The organism is Marinobacter sp. M5B, from assembly GCF_042604615.1.
Classification (GTDB): Bacteria; Pseudomonadota; Gammaproteobacteria; order Pseudomonadales; family Oleiphilaceae; genus Marinobacter; species Marinobacter salarius.
This window is the reverse complement of sequence record NZ_CP156894.1, coordinates 4190641-4207537: the sequence shown is the minus strand read 5'-3', so window position 1 is coordinate 4207537 and position 16897 is coordinate 4190641. Positions and strand designations below refer to the sequence as shown.

The 16897-nt window shown below is 59.4% G+C and carries 11 protein-coding genes; 2 read left to right on the top strand and 9 right to left on the bottom strand.

Translation table 11 applies throughout. The features are described from left to right. The first annotated feature begins 129 nt into the window (after window positions 1-129). A complete protein-coding gene (locus AAGD24_RS19110) occupies window positions 130-1224 on the top strand; it encodes a patatin-like phospholipase family protein (RefSeq protein WP_379865992.1) in 1095 nt (364 codons plus the stop codon). 69 nt (window positions 1225-1293) lie between these two features. After that, window positions 1294-1542: a CDGSH iron-sulfur domain-containing protein gene (locus AAGD24_RS19105; protein WP_379865991.1), complete on the top strand. Its 249-nt coding sequence runs from the start codon at window positions 1294-1296 to the stop codon at window positions 1540-1542. On the opposite strand, the gene AAGD24_RS19100 is transcribed toward AAGD24_RS19105, so the two are convergent. From AAGD24_RS19100 to AAGD24_RS19060, 9 genes are all read right to left on the bottom strand, one after another. After that, on the bottom strand, window positions 1539-2537 hold the full coding sequence (locus AAGD24_RS19100; protein WP_126811091.1) for a PAS domain-containing protein: 999 nt from the start codon (window positions 2535-2537) through the stop codon (window positions 1539-1541). The genes AAGD24_RS19105 and AAGD24_RS19100 overlap by 4 nt on opposite strands. Window positions 2538-2676: 139 nt before the next feature. Next, a complete protein-coding gene (locus AAGD24_RS19095) occupies window positions 2677-3489 on the bottom strand; it encodes an iron chelate uptake ABC transporter family permease subunit (protein ID WP_036211404.1) in 813 nt (270 codons plus the stop codon). Next, window positions 3476-4252, bottom strand: a complete 777-nt coding sequence (gene znuC, locus AAGD24_RS19090) for a zinc ABC transporter ATP-binding protein ZnuC (protein ID WP_036211401.1) — start codon at window positions 4250-4252, stop codon at window positions 3476-3478. Before znuC ends, AAGD24_RS19095 begins: the two co-directional genes overlap by 14 nt. Continuing rightward, window positions 4245-4736 carry a Fur family transcriptional regulator gene (locus AAGD24_RS19085; RefSeq protein ID WP_085678507.1) on the bottom strand — a complete coding sequence of 164 codons (492 nt, stop codon included), beginning with the start codon at window positions 4734-4736 and terminating at the stop codon, window positions 4245-4247. Before AAGD24_RS19085 ends, znuC begins: the two co-directional genes overlap by 8 nt. 77 nt (window positions 4737-4813) lie before the next feature. Then, the gene (locus tag AAGD24_RS19080; RefSeq protein ID WP_036211395.1) at window positions 4814-5275 is read right to left on the bottom strand and encodes a chemotaxis protein CheW; all 462 of its coding nucleotides are present in this window, start codon (window positions 5273-5275) and stop codon (window positions 4814-4816) included. A gap of 11 nt (window positions 5276-5286) precedes the next feature. After that, window positions 5287-6339, bottom strand: coding sequence for a chemotaxis protein CheB (locus AAGD24_RS19075; protein ID WP_036211392.1), 1053 nt, complete (start codon window positions 6337-6339; stop codon window positions 5287-5289). After that, the gene (locus AAGD24_RS19070; protein WP_379865987.1) at window positions 6339-13853 is read right to left on the bottom strand and encodes an Hpt domain-containing protein; all 7515 of its coding nucleotides are present in this window, start codon (window positions 13851-13853) and stop codon (window positions 6339-6341) included. Before AAGD24_RS19070 ends, AAGD24_RS19075 begins: the two co-directional genes overlap by 1 nt. A gap of 11 nt (window positions 13854-13864) precedes the next feature. Then, window positions 13865-14764 carry a protein-glutamate O-methyltransferase CheR gene (locus AAGD24_RS19065; protein WP_036211386.1) on the bottom strand — a complete coding sequence of 300 codons (900 nt, stop codon included), beginning with the start codon at window positions 14762-14764 and terminating at the stop codon, window positions 13865-13867. Between the two features lie 27 nt (window positions 14765-14791). Continuing rightward, window positions 14792-16867 carry a methyl-accepting chemotaxis protein gene (locus AAGD24_RS19060; RefSeq protein WP_036211383.1) on the bottom strand — a complete coding sequence of 692 codons (2076 nt, stop codon included), beginning with the start codon at window positions 16865-16867 and terminating at the stop codon, window positions 14792-14794. Window positions 16868-16897 lie beyond the last annotated feature (30 nt).

The window sequence follows — 16897 nt, the reverse complement described above, 5'->3', positions numbered from 1 at the left end:
CTTTTGCAAAGTCTAGCACGGCCTTCACGGGAAGGTAGTTGGTTTTACACCTTTCAACGGGCGAGAATCGCGCTCTGGCTGCCGGGAGCCCAGTTCGCTAAACTGGCGGGCTCGGAACAAGGAGCCGTTATGAGCGCAGTACACACCCGTTCTCCCGCATTGACCATACGCGCCGGCCGCCGTGCTTTTGAGCGGTTGCGGGAGCAACCGTTTGCGGCGGGCGACGTGCACGTCATCCCTGGCGCAGCGGGTGGCCCGAAGGCGTTGGGCATTTCCGGCCTGGATAAAGCCATCTTTGGGGACTTTCTGCCCAGGGCGCCACAGGAGCGCTCGCTGATTGGCTCTTCCATTGGCAGTTGGCGATTTGCAGCGGTGGCCTCGACGGATGACCCCAAGGCGCAGCTGGCCCGGCTGGCGGACCTCTACACATCCCAGCGCTTCGCCAAAGGCGTCAGCATGGCGGAAGTCAGCCGCAAGAGTGTGTTGTTTCTGGAAGAGCTGCTGGGGGGCCATGAAGACCACATTCTCAATCATCCCTGGTACCGCCTGAACGTTGTTGTGGTTCGCAGCCGCGGCATGCTGGAGCACGATACCAGGGGGCGCCTCAGTCTGGGCCTGATGAATGCCATCAGTGCCAACATGGTCAGCCGCCGACATCTGGGCCGGTTCATGGAGCGGGGCATCATCCATGATGCGCGAGTGAAAGCACCCCTGGCCAAGCTGGTGGATTTCCCCAGCCATGAAGTGCCATTGAGCCGCGATAACCTGATGTCAGCGCTGCTTGCGTCTGCGTCCATACCCATGGTGATGTCCGGTGTCCGCAACATTCCCGGCGCTCCTGATGGGTTATATCGGGACGGGGGCCTGTTGGATTACCATCTTGACCTGCCGTACGAACAGCCCGGGGTGATCCTCTATCCCCACTTCACCGATAAGGTGGTTCCGGGCTGGTTCGACAAAACCCTGCCCTGGCGTCGCGGCGATGCCACCCGGCTGCAGGATGTGCTGTTGGTGTCACCCTCCCCGGAATACCTGGATTCCCTGCCAGACCGGAAACTGCCAGACCGGAAGGACTTCGAGCGCTACATCGGAGACGACGCTGGCCGCGAGCGCGCGTGGCGCAAGGCGATTGCCGAAAGCGACCGGTTGGGTGACGAGTTCATGGAATTGGTGGAATCCGGGCGTCTGAAGGACGTCATTCGACCTCTGGATGGGAAGCGCTGAGCGCAGGCAATACGCTCCGCTTTGACTATACTGCCCTTGGATACAAAAGAATAAAGCAGGGGCTGACCAATGACTGATGAGAAGCCGGAAATTCCCAGAACCACGCCGTGTTCAGTGCTGGTCGAGGGCGGCAAGAACTACTTCTGGTGCGCCTGTGGCCGCAGTAACAGCCAGCCATTCTGTGACGGCTCCCACAAGGGAACAGGATTTACGCCGGTTAAATACACGGCTGAAAAGAAAGAATGGGTGTGGTTCTGCGGCTGCAAGCACACCGGCAACCCGCCGTTGTGCGACGGCACCCACAAAACCCTGGATTAGGGTGCCTGAATACCGGGCTGGAGGCTTAGCCGGTAACCGCTGAAACCGTGTAGCGTATCCTGCAATGCCAGTACTCTCAGCGTAACAGAGACTTGGCGATCGTCGGCATCCAACAGCTTGAGGTCGATACGCTGTATTTGTCGCTCCTGGCGGGACGCCTGTAGGGTCCTGAGGAAGTTTTCCACGTAGGTGGGGTCGACCAATTGCTCGAATGGGGTGCCGGCCAGGTCCGCCGGTGCCTTATTCAGAAGCTCCACCACCTGGGGTGAAATGTATCCGGTCAGTGCCTTTTCATCCAGCTCACAGATCGTTGCGCCGGAAAGGGCGACCAGGTCCCGGCTGCGTTGTTCGCTGTCATTCAATGCCTGCCGCAGGATCGATTTTTCAACCTGCATGTTGTTCAGTTGCTGTTCGTACCCGTGGGATACTTTTTCGGCGTTTCGGTAGTGGCTTTGCCACCGGCGGATGCGCAGGCACAGGAAAACCACGACCACCGTCGCCAGCACCGTCATCACCAGCCCCGCAAGCCAGATAAAACGGAAGGAACGGTGGGCAGGTTGAGACAGGAATCCGGAATCCGGCAGTGTGGTTACCAGCCAGCGATGCTCTCCAATTTCGACTTCAGAGCGCAGGGACTGGGAACGATCCGGGCTTTCTGCGCGAATGGCCTGGAACAAGGGGGTTTTGGTATGCCGCTCCAGGGTGTCCACGCGCAAATTGAGCATACCGGGTACCGCATCCTTGAACACAGTGGCAAGCCATAGCTCTGCGGGTGCTACGTTATTAATGGTTCTGGCTGGTGCGACTCCATCTGTATAGAGCGGCGGAAGCTCGTCATACCCACGTAGGCGGGCGACAAGCGCATTGTGCTGCTTGCGGTATACCTGCTCAGCGAGTGACCGTGATTGTTCCTCAAGCGCCTGCGCGGTCAGGCCGGTAACAACAAGGCCGGCAAACAATACCAGCAGGGGCGCCCACAGGTGTGGCAGCGCCATAGCGTGTCCTGTCCCTGTCAATCTGGGGCTTTCCATAGGTTGATCCATAACCGGTGGCGAACGTGTAGGGAACTTCCTGCTCTTATACTTTAGACCACTGCTCGTGCCCTGGGAAACTTTGCTCAGGAATCCATCGCTGTCAGGTCTGGACCTGCCGTGCCGAACCGTATACCAGCAGGAATACGGCAAAACCCGTCACCACCACCGAGGGGCCGGCTGGTGTGTCCAGGTGCCAGGACATCGTAAGTCCACCACTGACGGCGATAAAACCGAACAGGATGGCCAGCCCCACCATATGTTCGGGGTTGCCGGCCAATCTTCTGGCGGTGGCTGCCGGAATGATCAGTAATGCGGTAATCAGCAGGACCCCGACAATCTTCATGGCCACTGCGATCACGATGGAAAACATCAGCATCAGCACCAGCCGCAGACGTTCAACCGGTACGCCCTCAACCCGCGCCAGTTCCTCGTGAATGGTGCTCATCAGCAGACCGCGCCAGAGTACAGTCAGTAACGCCAGAATCAGGACGGCACCGCCGTATATCCACAACAGGTCGTTTCGGCTCATGGCCAGCAGGTCCCCGAACAGCAGGCCGGTCAGGTCCACTCGAATGTCGGGCATGAAGCTGAGTGTGACCAGGCCGATGGCCAGGGCACTATGGGCGAGGATACCCAGCAGGGTATCGGTGGCCAGAGTCTTGCTGCGAGAGAACAGCACCAGGGCAATCGCCAGCACCACGCAGGTCACGATAACCCCCACATTCAGCGGAACACTGATCAGAAAACTCAGGGCAATGCCCAGCAATGCCGAGTGCGCCAGGGTGTCGCCGAAATAGGCCATCCGCCGCCACACCACGAAGCAGCCCAGCGGACCGGCGATCAGGGCTACACCGAGACCGCCAATCAGCGCCCGCCAGAAAAAGTCGCCGAGCACGGCATCAATGATGGGCATGGGAGCACTCCGCGTGGTCATCGTGGTCGGCGGACACCACATCGCCATGCAGATCGTGGCTGTGGTTGTGGTGGTGATGGTATACCGCGAGACTTTCCGCTACCGGACGACCGAAGGTTTCGATAAAGGCGGGATCGTGGGAGATATCCGCCGGATACCCGCTGCAGCAGACGTGCTGGTTCAGGCAGATAACCTTGTCGGTGGCGGCCATGACCAGGTGCAGATCATGGGAGATCATGATCACACCGCAGTTCAGTTCGTCCCGCAGGCTACGGATCAGCTCATAGAGCGAGGCCTGGCCATTGATGTCCACGCCTTGGGCCGGTTCGTCCAGAACCAGTAGATCTGGCCTGCGAGCCAGCGCCCTCGCGAGCAGCAATCGCTGTTTTTCGCCACCGGACAATCGATGAACCGAGGCGTCGAGCAAATGTTCCACACCGGTCTTGGTCAGCGCTTCAACGCACTCCTGGTGTGATCTGCCACTGAGCAGCATGAACCGCTTTACGCTGAGTGGCAGTGTCGTTTCCAGTGTCAGGTGCTGGGGCACGTAACCGATGGTGAGCCCGGGCGCGATAGTCAGGGCACCGCCCGAGACCGGCTGGATACCCAGTATAGCCTTGATCAGTGTGGTCTTTCCGGCACCATTGGGGCCGATAATGGTGATGATATCCCCGCGCTGGACTCGCAGATCCACACGGTCCACCACGGGGCGGTCATCGAAGTTGACGGTTAATCGGTTCAGCTCTACCAATGCATCAGTCATGGGCAGTGTCCGATTTACAGCCTGGGCAAGTGCCGGATACCTCGATGGTCATGTTGTCTGGCTGGAAAGCCTCGTCCGCCGCAGCACTCTGGACCGCATCGGATACGCCAGGCGCCGTCAGTTCCAGCACGTTGCCGCAACAACGGCAGATCAGGAACAACCCATGGTGGTTCTTATCCGTGTGAGTGCAGCCGACGAATGCGTTCAGTGACGCAATCCGGTGAACAAGTCCGTGCTGCTGCAGAAAATCCAGTGCACGGTACACCGTGGGGGGCGCCGCATTGTGACCATCCGCAGCCAGCACGGCAAGCACGTCGTAGGCGCCAAGTGGCTTGTGGGATTGCCAGATCAGTTCCAGCACCCGCTCACGGGTGGGTGTCAGGCGGGCATTGTGCTGCTGACAGATAGTTCGGGCCTCTGTCAGCGCCTGGGCAACACAGGCGTCATGATTGTGCGGTCGATAGGGAAGAGCGCTGGGTGACATGGGCACTGTCCTGTAGAATTTGCAACATTATAACATTAGCAAAAGACAGTGCCAGGTGTGATGATCACCGGTGAGCGCTAGCGGGAGGCCTCCAGTGCCAATGACTCAAGGTAGCCGAGGTCGGGAATAAAGGCGGTTTCGCCTTCGACTTCAACCGCCATCAGGTCGGCAGGGCCGGTGTCGCCGTCAACCTTCTTCAACTGATCTTCGGTCAGACGTGTCTGGCTGGGGATGCCCTGGGTGACCAGCGCCATAAAGGGGACCGAGTTATGGTGATCACCGATGGTGTTCAGTATGACGATTCGGCCACGATTGCCACCGGGCACGGTCAGTTTGCCGCCATTCGCGGCATCGTAGGAGATCACCGGCAGGTTCAGGCCCCGCCAATCAAGCTCGCCCACCAGCCACTCCGGTGAATGCGCAGCGGGGTCGGAGCTGGCGAAGTCCACCACTTCCGCAATCGACACGTTAGGCAGCAGCAATTGCTTCTCGCTCATCGGTATCATGACGCAGGGCAGGGTTTGGCTGTTATCGTTCATCACTCATTTCCTCAGGCGGAATCCCGTTTTTGCCGGCCCTTGAGCAGGCAGGATTCTTCAATCGTTTTGACGAGTTCGCGGGCGAGCTGTTCCGGTGTACCACAGTATACGGAACACCCGGTTGCTGCCACGGAATCCGGCATGGAACTGTTACCGCAGCTGCCGCTCTCCTGGACCCATATGCGGCTACCATAGGCTTTCAGCAATGGCGCGGCAATGGCACCATCGTTGCCCATACCGGAAAAGATGATGGCATGGCATCGGGCACCGTAATGGTCGCCGATGTTCAGCAGTACCTGGTCAATGGAGGGGCCATAGGGGCCGGGCCAGGGTGTTTCCCTTTCCCTGAGTGCACCGCTGTCGTCCAGAGTCCACTCTCGCTCCACCGGCATCAGCACAACATCGCCATTGTGAACACGATACCCGGTTTCAGCCCGTTTGAGCTGGTAGTGGGCGTGACGGCCCAGCACGCGAGTCAGCACGTCGGTGAAATTGTTGTCGATGTGTTGGGCATAGATAAAACCCACTGGTAATCCGGGCGGCAGGCTGTCCAGAAAGGTTTTCACCGCGGCCGGGCCGCCCAGTGACGCCCCCAGAATCCAGACCTCTTCCGCCGGCAGGTCCGCTGAGGCCGGCTGGATCCAGTGAGGCAGTTTGGGAGAGGTTTCCGATTGCGGTTGTTCGGTGGCCAGCTCTTCAATAGCGGCCGCGGAATCCAGCTTTTCCAGGTGCCCGAGGGACTGCTCCAGCTTGTCCAGCAACCGGCGTTCCCAGCGGAAGTACTCCGTGGTGCCCGGTTTTGGGGCCGGGTCGAGACCAAACAGTACGGGGGCTTCGGTGTTCTCCAACAGGTGGTCAAACAGCACTGGGTGATCGGCTTCGTCTTCCAGGGTAATCAACCACAGGCTGGCTTCCGGGAATTCAGGGTAGCCCTGCAGGCGATCCGGGTCTCCGGAAAAGCAAACGTCCAGGCCGAACCTGGACGAGGCTTCCTGCAGGCGATGACGCTGCAGGACGATATCCGAGACGATACCGACCGCTGGCCGTCCTGGCTGGCCGGTCATCACTGATTCCTGGTCAGCCGCGTGATGGTGTCAAGCAGCTCGGTTTCCTGGAAAGGCTTGCCGAGGTATTCATTGACGCCAATGGCCAGCGCTCGCTCGCGGTGTTTCTCACCGGTACGGGAGGTAATCATGCAGATCGGCGTGTCCCGCAGGTTGTCATCGTGGCGCACAAAGCTCGCAACCTCGAAGCCGTCCATTCGGGGCATCTCGATATCCAGCAGGATAATATCCGGCTTGTGATCCTGCAGCTGTGCGACCGCATCCAGGCCGTCTTTGGCCGTGATCACTTCCATGCCATTACGCTCCAGCAGGCGGGACGTTACCTTGCGCACTGTTACCGAGTCATCCACCACCATCACCACGGTGGACTGCTCCTCACGGCGGGAGGCCTCTTTCGCATTCTCAAGGTTCGCCAGGCGCTGGCGCTCGGAGAGAATATCGGAACGGATCATGGCCGGCAGATCGAGGATCACCACCACGTTACCGTCACCCAGAATGGTGGCACCGGACACACCCCTGACCGTACTGAACTGCGGTCCGAGCGATTTAACCACGATTTCGCGGCTACCCATCAGGCTGTCCACCTGCAGGGCCATGGGCTGTTCGGCACCCCGCACCAGGATAACCGGTAACGGCAGGGCCTGACCCTGCAGCTTGGGATGGTGATCACTGTTCAGCAGGCTGCCGAGATACTGCAGGCGGTACTGCTGTCCGGCGTATTCGTACATCGGTGCGTCAGGCTTGTAGTATTCCTCAAGCTCGTAGGTACTGACCCGAACGATGCCCTCAATGGTGTTCAACGGAATGGCGTAGAAGTCCTCGCCGGTAGACACCATCAATGCCCGGTTGACCGATACGGTGAAGGGCAATCGAACGGTAAAGACGGTGCCCTTGCCAACGGTGGAGTCGATGTCCAGGCTGCCACCTAGCTGCTTGATCTCGCTGGCAACCACATCCATGCCTACGCCGCGGCCGGAAATCTGGGTAACGGCCTGGGCGGTGGAGAAACCGGGTTGCAGGATGAACTGCAGGATTTCTCGTTCGCTCAGGTCCTCGTCCTTGGCCATCATGCCCTGGCGAATGGCCTTGTCGCGAATGACCTGAGCGGGGATGCCCGCACCATCGTCGATCATCCGCAATACCACATCGCCACCTTCCCGGGTCAGCGACAGCGTCACTTCGCCAGTTTCCGGCTTGCCGGCCGTCTTACGGTCGGCCGGCTTTTCGATGCCGTGGTCCAGTGCGTTACGCAGCATGTGCTCCAGCGGCGCGATCATGCGCTCGAGGATGTTGCGGTCCATTTCCCCTTCCGGGTTGCGGACATCGAACTCGACTTTCTTGCTGAGCTCGCCGCTGATCTGACGGACAATCCGGCGCAGCCTGGGCACCATGGAGGCAAACGGAATCATCCGGGTCTTCATCAGACCTTCCTGGAGTTCCGTGTTGATCCGCGATTGTTGTACCAGCAGGGTCTCGGTGTCCCTAACCCGGTCGGACAGGGTTTCCCTCAGATCCGCAAGGTCCGACGATGACTCCGTCAGGGCCCGTGACAGCTGCTGGATGGCGGAATAGCGGTCCATCTCAAGCGGGTCGAAGTCGTCGCCGTAATCCGGGCCGTGCTCTTTCTCTGCGCGGAACAGGATCTGGGTCTCGGTTTCGATTTCCATCCGGCGCAGCTGCTCGCGCAGACGCTCGATGGTGGCGGCCATTTCGTCCAGGTTGTGGCTGAAATCGCTGGTTTGCTGTTCCAGTCGACCACGGGTAATACTGGTTTCACCGGCCAGATTAACCAATTCGTCCAGCAGCGGCGCGGAGACCCGGATGGTTTCCTGGGGCGCACGCTGGGCGGCAGCCGCTTTCGCGGGCGTCTTGGACGGAACCTTGTTGGGTTTGGGCGCGGGTACGACCGGTTTTTCCGGTTTGGCAGGCGCTTCCGCCGCCGGCTCCTGGGTCTTCGGCAATTTCTCTGTTTTTGCGTCCGGTTTGGCGGGCTCTGGAACAGCGCCTGTGTCTTCAAACCGCTTACGGATATCTCCCACCAGCGCCACAATTGCGTCGTGGTCATTGGTGATGGCCTGCCAGGCCTCGTCGCCCGGGGTATTACCACCCAGGTCGATCAGCCGCGTTTCCAGCGCGTGGGCCTGGTCGCCAAGCTCGACAAGCTGCGACAGCCGCGCACCACCTTTAAGGGTATGGAGGGCGCGCTGGGCTTCCTGGTTAAAGTGGTGGTTAGCCGGGTCTTTACGCCAGTCATCCAGTAACTGCTCCAACTGGTCGAGGATCTCGCCGGCCTCTTCCAGGAAAATCTCCAGGACTTCGGCATCGACGGTTTCACCGTCTGCAGAGGGTTCAGCCTGAGTGTCGGGCGCGGACAGCTCGTCACCGGAGACTTTGTGGGCGTCGTTCAGTGCTTCAACCAACACCATGTCCGCAGTGGGCTTGTTGCCCTCTTCCAGGCTGGTGAGCATGGTTTTCAGTGTGCCATGCGCTTTTTCACTGAGTTCCAACAGGATTGACTGATCGCTGGAACCGGCGATCAGAGGGTCCAGGGCATCAGACCAGGCCTCGGCCAGATCGGCAATCGGGTCGACATCGGACAGACGAGCGCCACCCTTGAGGGTATGCAGCTCCTGCTGCAACTGGGTAACGCCAGCCAGTTCTTCAGGCTCGTCGCGCCACTGGGCCAGGCATTCGCCAATGGCTTCGTGAATCTCCAGGCCTTCGTCGAGGAAGATGCCAACCAGGTCATCGTCGGAGGCCTTTGCAATAGCCTCTGTGACGGATGCCGGTTGTTCGTCGGCTGTGGGTGCCTCGTCGACGGGTTCCGGTTCTTCCGCTGGGTCTTCAGGTTCCGCGGATGGTATTGGCTTGCCAGAGAGGATGGCTTCAACCTTGGCCACCAGTTCTGTTGCCGGCGGGCAGGGTTTCTGGGTGGCAACCTGTTCAACCATTTGCGCCAATCGGTCGTGGCAGGCAAACAACAGATCGTTCATGTCGCTGCTGGCGTTCAGTTGGCCTTCGGCGACTTTCTCGAACAAATCTTCAAGTACGTGGGTCAGGTCGCCAATGGCATCGACGCCCGCCATCCGGGCACCGCCTTTGAGCGTGTGCACATCGCGTTGCAGCTCCGCCGCCACATCGCGATTGTTGGGGTCTTCACTCCAGGTATGTAACGCGCTGCCTGTGGAGTTGATCAGGTCGTAGGCTTCTTCCAGGAAGATGCCGATCAGTTCCGGGTCCAGATGAGACAGATCGGTGGCGTGCTCCTCTTCAGGTTCCTCCACCGTGCTTTCTGGCTCTTCGGTATCATCCTCTTCCAATTCGGCCAGCGGAATCTCGTCATCGTCTTCCGGTTCAGCGTCCTGCTTTCTGACATCGGTCACTGGCCTGGAGCCCGTGGCGCTGTCCATGTAGGCGTGGATTTCACTGATCAGGTCCGGCGCCGGGCGCGGTGGCTCCTGTTGCTCAAGGGCATCGACCATGCCTGCCAGTCGATCATGGCAGCGGAACAGCAGGTCGGAAAGCTCACCGGTAACGGCAAGCCGTTGCTCGGTCAGTCCTTCAAACAGGTTCTCCAGCTCATGGGAAAGATCGCCTACCGGTTGGATATCCGCCAGGCGAGCGCCGCCCTTGAGGGTATGCAGGTCCCGTTGTAGAAGGCGTAAAAGATCCAGGTTTTCGGTGTTGTCGCTCCAGCTCTGCAAGGCATCGGCGGTGCTGTCGATCAGGTCCCGGGCTTCCTCAAGGAAGATCTCCGCCAGTTCCTGGTCCATGTCTTCATCGGTGTCCGCCAACGGTGGCTGCTCGCCATCGAGTTCCGGAGCATCTTCCGCCTCGGCTTCCAGGCTGCGATCGATCTCTTCCAGATCCCCGGTGAACTCCTGCTCAAACGCATCCGGCTCATTGTCTGCGTGCGTCGCGGGAGCGAGGGTGTCCAGCTCGGCAATCAGATCGGCGCTGGCCTCGGTGGCCAGTCCGGCCGCGACCTGATCCATCATGTTGATCAGGTGTTCATGGCCTGCACGCACACTGTCGTAGAAAGGCGAATCGGGAACAAAATCGGGGTTTGAGGCACGCTCGTAAACCTGTCTCAGAGCACCTGACAGCTCAGCAACATCGGCCAATCCGGCGTCCTGTGCGCCCTCGGTGAGCAGGTGCAGCTCCTTGCGCAGGGTGTCCAGGGCGGAGGTTGCTTCGGGATTTTCCGACCACTCATCAAGAATCCGGTCGGCATCCAGCAGGATATCCAGACCTTCGTTCAGGAACAGCTGAACCAGTTGCGGTCGTGCGCTTTCTTGCGGTTCATCGGTTCGGGAGCCGTCGCCACGCAGGGTGGCATTGCTAACCTGCTCCAGTTTTGCCAGGAAGGTTTCGGTGCCCGGCAGGTCCGCCTGGGGATTCTCCCGAATCTGGCCAAGGCCCTGGGTCAGGAAATGACAGGTATCGCCAATCAGGCTTATAGCGTCGCGATCGGCCCGTTTGTTTTGTGCCCGGGCTTCCTTGACGAAGCGTTCCAGGGGCGTGATCACCGCGGCAATAGGTGCGATACCGGCGGTGTGTGCGCTGCCTTTGAGGGTATGAAGCGCGCGAGACAGGTCATCGGTATAAGCAACGCTCGCTTTGTCGCCTGCAGCATCGAGGAAATCCCGCAGGGTTTGCAAGTGGGTTTCGGTTTCACTTTCGAAAATATCCAGCAGCACTGGGTCGACGACGGTGTCGTCTTCCTCTTCCGCTGCTGTCAATTCTGGCTCGGCGTCTCCGTTCGTCGCTCCTGACTGTGGCTCAGACGGAGGCATGGTGCTGGCATCGGGAATTTCGCCGTTTGCCAGGGCGTTGGCGCGTGCTTCCATGCTCGATGTGTCGCGGGAAGGGGGCTGGCGTTTCTCGAAATCGTCAACCAATTCCGGCAGGGCCGCGGTAACGTCTTCCAGCAGCGCCGCAATGTCGTCGTTCATGAAAATGCTGCCGTCAATCACGCGGTTCAGCATGTTCTCAACAGACCAGGCCAGTTCGCCGACAACCAGCGCACCCACCATCCGACCACTTCCCTTCAGGGTATGGAAAGCGCGCCGGACTTCCGAGAGCGCCGTGCGGTCGTCGTGCTGACGTAGCAACATGGGCAGGTATTCGCGAACGGTATCCAGTACCTCACCGGCTTCCTCGATAAAGATCTCGAGAATTTCATCGTCGATAAGGTCATTGTCAAACTCAACCTCAGCTGCGGACGGTTGCCCGGTACTGACAGCTTCGCCGTCGTTGCCACTGTCGATTGTGGGTAGCTCATCATCCGCTGAACTGCCGTCTTCCGATGCGGTGTCGATGTCAGTTTTTCGCGTGGTAGACAGAGCTTCAGCGCGTTCAATCAGCTCTCCAACCTCGCCATCGGCCTGTCCGTCACGGAAGTCGTTGATCAGCGCAGGAATTCGACTGTTGACGTCATCAATCAGGCTGAACATGTCATCGGTGGGTCGTAGCGTCTGGTCGATCACCCGGTTGAGCAGGTTTTCCACGGACCATGCCAGTTCACCGATGCTGGTTGCGCCCACGAGCCGGCCACTGCCCTTGAGGGTGTGGAACGCGCGGCGGACTTCAGTCAGTGCGTCGCGATCGTCGTGGTTTTGGCGCAGGCGAGGATAGAATTCATTGATGGTTTCCAGGACTTCTTCGGCTTCCTCAATGAAAATGCCGAGGATCTCATCATCCAGCAGTTCTTTATCGGAGCTCTTGGATTCGGCTTCTACCGATTCGACGGGTACTTCCGAATCAATAACCGGCACGTCGTCAGCTGTTGGATGCTGCCAGGTAGGCTCCTCGCCAACCGGGAAGCCCAGGGAGTTCAGGCTGGCCTCGGCAACCCCGAGTACGCTCTCATTGTCGCTGATGCCCTCGGCGAGCCGCTCCAGATAGTACTCAATACTGGTAATAGCGTCGGCCAGCGTGTCGAGCTGTTTCCAGTCGGGAACCTGCTTGCCCCCCAGCAGTACGTCGGTGATGTAACGTTCGGCGGAGGCGAGCATGTCGGCCACGCGGTCAAGGGGAATCAGGCTCAGGCCACCACGGATGCTGTGCAGGAGGCCGGGGACGTGTTCGATTTCACCGGTTTCCCATTGGGAAGCGATGAAATTGACGATGGCCGTTTTTACCTGCTCCAGCGTATTGCGGGACTCCCGCAGCAAAGCGCTGCTGGCTTCACCCAGTTCGCGGGAGCCAAGGTTGATGGTTTGGGTGTCGTCGCCGGTGGCATCCGATTCCGACTGTCGGTCACTGTCCAGGCCAGCCAGACTGGCTTCGACGTAGAGCAGAGCGCCGGCAATATCCATCAGGGTGCCGTCATCCACCGAGTCAGACTGGTTGGCCAGCTTCTCGACCAGTTCGATCTGTTCGGTAATGACCTTGCGGGGTATGCCCAGGCCCAGCACCGCCAGGGTATTGGCGACCTGGCGCAGGCCCGGAAGCAGTTCTTCCAGTTCATCGTTCTGGCGTAGCTCGGAGCGCACAAACAGATCGAGCTGGTCTTTGAGTTTGGCCAATTCTTCGTTGAGGGCGCTGACCACCGAGTGGATGGCATCACGCCCTGGGCCGGAAACCCGGTTCTTGGCGGCGTCCACATCATCGTCGGAAGGCAGTGCGTGATCGAGCCGGTAACTGTCGCGCAGTTCCCTCACGAGTGGTGTATCGAGGTCGCGAGCACGAGCAACGTAGTAGAGCAGATGTTTCAGGAGAGCTTCTGGAACCGCCTGCTGCAGGATATCAATGTGCTCGTCTGTAAGACGGCGAATTTCGGCGTCCAGCTCGCGCAACAGGGACTTCACGGCTGTATTGACCGGGTTCGCATGCTGCTGGAGCGTTTCCACGAATGCTCCGGCTGCTTTCCAGAGTTCGCCCCGGGGCGTTTTCTGGCACAGGCGGATCAGCCGCTGGATCACCTTCTGCATGTAATCGAAATGGGCGTCCAGGTCGGCCTCGCGAATCACGCCAGCGAGGGCGAACTGATACATCTGGCGCAATTTGCGGATATGTCCAAGTACCTTCGGATCCTGAAGGCGCTGGGACACATTGGCGGCAGCCGTTGCCCTTGAGGGCGACAGGTCTGGCTTGAACAGCGATGTATCGGACAGCAGGGACTCACCCCGTGCAGCACGGAGATCGTTCAGCAATGGCAGTAGCACCATCGGGAAATCGTCTTTGCTACTGGCCAGGTGCTCCAGATACTGGGGCAGTTGCAGGATGGCCTGCATCAGCACATCGACGGCATCGTCCACACTGGCGACGGTTTCGTTCAGGACCGCCTGGGTCAGTTTCTCCATTTCCTCGGTCAGCAGGGCCGCGCCGTAAAGCTCGACCATCTGCAGGGTACCGTGAACCTGGTGGAGATAGTTCAGGCAGAAGCGCAGGCGCGCGGTGTCGTCACGATTCTCGACATACGCTTCCAGTGCGTGCTGACCCTGGGTCAACGTGTCCTGTATTTCGCCCCGAACCCAGTCCAGGGCGATGCTGTCATGGTGATTGCCCATAACCACTCCGGTTATTCTTCGTCAGTCTGGCGTTTGATCCACGCCAGCACATGTTCCGAGGGTACCCTCTGTAAGCCAGGGGGCTGCCAGTCGGTCAACTCTCCCTGGCCCAGGACCAGCAACCCCCCGGGCGCCAGCCGCTCTGCAAGCCTTTTCACGATTTCCCGCCGGCGCCAGCGCCGGAAATAAATCAGCAGGTTCTGGCAGAAGATAATATTCATTCCATGCATCGGAGCGTGTTTCAGATCCAGCACATTCAGTCTGGTGAAACACACCCGCTCCCGGATGCTTTCTATAATCTCGACGTTGTTCCGTTCCGCCGGCCGGAAATACCGGGCTTTCATGGCGTCATCCATTCCCATCAGCTTGCGGGCACTGAACAGGCCGGACTGGGCCTTGTCGATGGCCGGTTTACTGATATCGGAGCCGGTAACGCCAAACAATGGTTGTAGCGACAACCCCTCCATACTCTCATTCAGCAGCATGGCCAGCGTGTAGGGTTCCTCGCCGGTGGAACATCCCACACTCCAGGCCTCCAGAGGGCGCCGTTTCAGCGTCTCCCGGGGCCGGGTAAGCACATAGTCAGACACCAGCCGGAAGGCATCCGGATCCCGGAAGAACCGGGTTTCCTGAACCGTCAGACGATCCACCAGGGTGGACCATTCAACGACAGCGTCCGGGCCGGATACGATCTTCTCGTAATAGGCCTGATAACTACTGCAACCAATCTCCCGCATGCGAATCCCGAGGTTGGTCTCGAGAAACGATTTGCGCCCGGAAGACAGGGTAATGCCGGTACGATGTTCAAGCAGCGTCTGCCACTGGTTGAACTGCGCCTCGTCCATATCGGGAAGTCGGCGCAGTGACCAGATGCCTTCGGCAGGTGACAGATGGTTGCGTGTTTCAGCCATAAACTGTCAGCAGCCTCGGAGCGGTTGTCAGCTCACCACCGGTACGTCGCTGTCTTCCTCTTCTTCCTGATCGGCCGACTCTTCTTCGGGCAGTGTGAAGCCCGCAACAGAGGACCGCAGTTCAGACGCCATTTCTGCCAGGTTACCGATAGACTTCGCGGTCGCGTTGGTACCGGAGGACGTCTGCGAGGTGATTTCCTGGATGACGTTCATGGTGTTGGAAATGTGCGCCGCAGAGGACGACTGCTGACGGGCGGCGTTGGAAATGTTCTGGATCAATTCCGCCAGGGACATGGATACGTTCTCGATTTCCTCGAGCGCAATACCCGCGTCCTGTGCCAGACGTGCACCACGGACCACCTCGGCGGTGGTGTGTTCCATGGAGATAACGGCTTCGTTGGTGTCTGACTGGATCGTCTTAACCAGTGCCTCAATCTGCTTGGTTGCTGCAGAGGAACGTTCCGCCAGTCGCTGAACTTCGTCCGCAACCACCGCGAAGCCCCGGCCTGCGTCACCGGCCATGGAGGCCTGGATCGCGGCGTTCAGGGACAGGATGTTGGTTTGGTCGGCGATGTCGTTGATCAGGGATACGATGTCACCGATTTCCTGGGAAGATTCACCCAGACGCTTGATCCGTTTGGAGGTTTCCTGGATCTGCTCACGGATGTTGTCCATGCCGCGGATGGTGTTCTGTACCACTTCCGCGCCTTTCTTCGCGATCGCAACCGACCGTTCCGCAACCGCGGAGGATTCAGCCGCGTTGGAAGATACCTGGTCGATGGACACGGCCATCTCGTTCACAGCGGCAGAGGCGCCGGCAATTTCCTGGGCCTGGTGCTCGGAAGCATCCGCCAGGTGCATTGCTGTGGCCTGGGTTTCCTGGGCGGCTGACGCTACCCGTACCGCAGTACCACGGATCGCCTGTACCAGTCCACGCATCTGGTCGATCGCGTAGTTGATGGAGTCGGCGATCGCACCGGTGAAGTCCTCGGTTACCGTGGCCTCCGTGGTCAAGTCACCATCCGCCAGGTCGGCGAGTTCGTCCAGCAGTCGCAGGATCGCGTTCTGGTTCTGCTCGTTCTGTTCCTGGGTCGTTGCCAGACGCTCCTGGGCTTCGCGGTAGAGCACCACACCGATCATCACAACGATACCGACCATCGCGGCCAGGATGATGAATGCCAGCGTGGGGCTGACGAAACGGGATCCGGCCTGGCCGGTGAATTTCTCGGACAGAACCGACAGTTCGTCCAGCAGAACCTGTGAGTTCTGGAAGATGTCGCTGGCCGCAGTACGCACCTTGAAGAGGTCGGGAGAGGCTTCAAGGATGGCGTCTACGTTCTGGGAAACGAATTCAAACAGTTCGCCAACGGCTTCCAGGCCGTAGATGGCATCTTCATCGTTTACCTGGGAGATGCCCATGGCCGGGTTGCCATTGACCTGGCCGTCTAGAACCCGGCCAAACAGGCTGGCGTCGCGGCCAAACCGGTCAGCGGCGATAACCGCGTCTTCGTCACCGGAAAGTACGTTGTTGACTGAGCGCACAATCCGTTCCGCCAGCAGGGACTGGCGCTGTGCCAGTGCGATCTGTTCAGCGGGTGCGTTGTTATCCAGCAGGATCTGAACGATGTCGTCGTATTCCACCTGCAACTGCGGAATGGTTTCGTTCAGGGTCCGTGCCACTTCGTGGAGGCCGAGTACCGCGTCCTGGGTGGACAGGATGCTGTCGGCGTTGTCACGAACCGATTCCCAGGTCGCCTGCACGTTGCTGTCCTGTGCAACCTCGCTTGGGGGCAGGCCGGTTTCCGGATTACCGTCAACTACATAGCCCCACAACCGTTCGAACTCGTCACGGGAACGTCGCAGTGCGTCGAACGCTGACGCGGTACCACCGGCGGCTTCCGTCGCGTTTTTCGCGATTTCCTGAGACAGCACCCTCAGTTCGGCTGAGTGAGCGATGTATTCCTGATCGTTCTGGCTGTCCCGATTGATAATGAACAGCACCGCAACGAGCAGGACGGTCAATGCGATCAGCGCGGCAATCAGGCCGGCAACCAGTTTGTTGCCTCCCTGTCCCATACTGAGTCTTCCGGCTCTATTTTTCATTTTCTGGCTCCCGGCCTCTTCGTAATAGTG

Excerpts from the sequence above, each read along its gene's own strand:
- AAGD24_RS19110 (WP_379865992.1), top strand. The coding sequence starts at position 130 with ATGAGCGCAGTACACACCCGTTCTCCCGCATTGACCATACGCGCCGGC.
- AAGD24_RS19105 (WP_379865991.1), top strand. The coding sequence starts at position 1,294 with ATGACTGATGAGAAGCCGGAAATTCCCAGAACCACGCCGTGTTCAGTG.
- AAGD24_RS19100 (WP_126811091.1), bottom strand. The coding sequence starts at position 2,537 with ATGGCGCTGCCACACCTGTGGGCGCCCCTGCTGGTATTGTTTGCCGGC.
- AAGD24_RS19095 (WP_036211404.1), bottom strand. The coding sequence starts at position 3,489 with ATGCCCATCATTGATGCCGTGCTCGGCGACTTTTTCTGGCGGGCGCTG.
- znuC (WP_036211401.1), bottom strand. The coding sequence starts at position 4,252 with ATGACTGATGCATTGGTAGAGCTGAACCGATTAACCGTCAACTTCGAT.
- AAGD24_RS19085 (WP_085678507.1), bottom strand. The coding sequence starts at position 4,736 with ATGTCACCCAGCGCTCTTCCCTATCGACCGCACAATCATGACGCCTGT.
- AAGD24_RS19080 (WP_036211395.1), bottom strand. The coding sequence starts at position 5,275 with ATGAACGATAACAGCCAAACCCTGCCCTGCGTCATGATACCGATGAGC.
- AAGD24_RS19075 (WP_036211392.1), bottom strand. The coding sequence starts at position 6,339 with ATGACCGGCCAGCCAGGACGGCCAGCGGTCGGTATCGTCTCGGATATC.
- AAGD24_RS19070 (WP_379865987.1), bottom strand. The coding sequence starts at position 13,853 with ATGGGCAATCACCATGACAGCATCGCCCTGGACTGGGTTCGGGGCGAA.
- AAGD24_RS19065 (WP_036211386.1), bottom strand. The coding sequence starts at position 14,764 with ATGGCTGAAACACGCAACCATCTGTCACCTGCCGAAGGCATCTGGTCA.
- AAGD24_RS19060 (WP_036211383.1), bottom strand. The coding sequence starts at position 16,867 with ATGAAAAATAGAGCCGGAAGACTCAGTATGGGACAGGGAGGCAACAAA.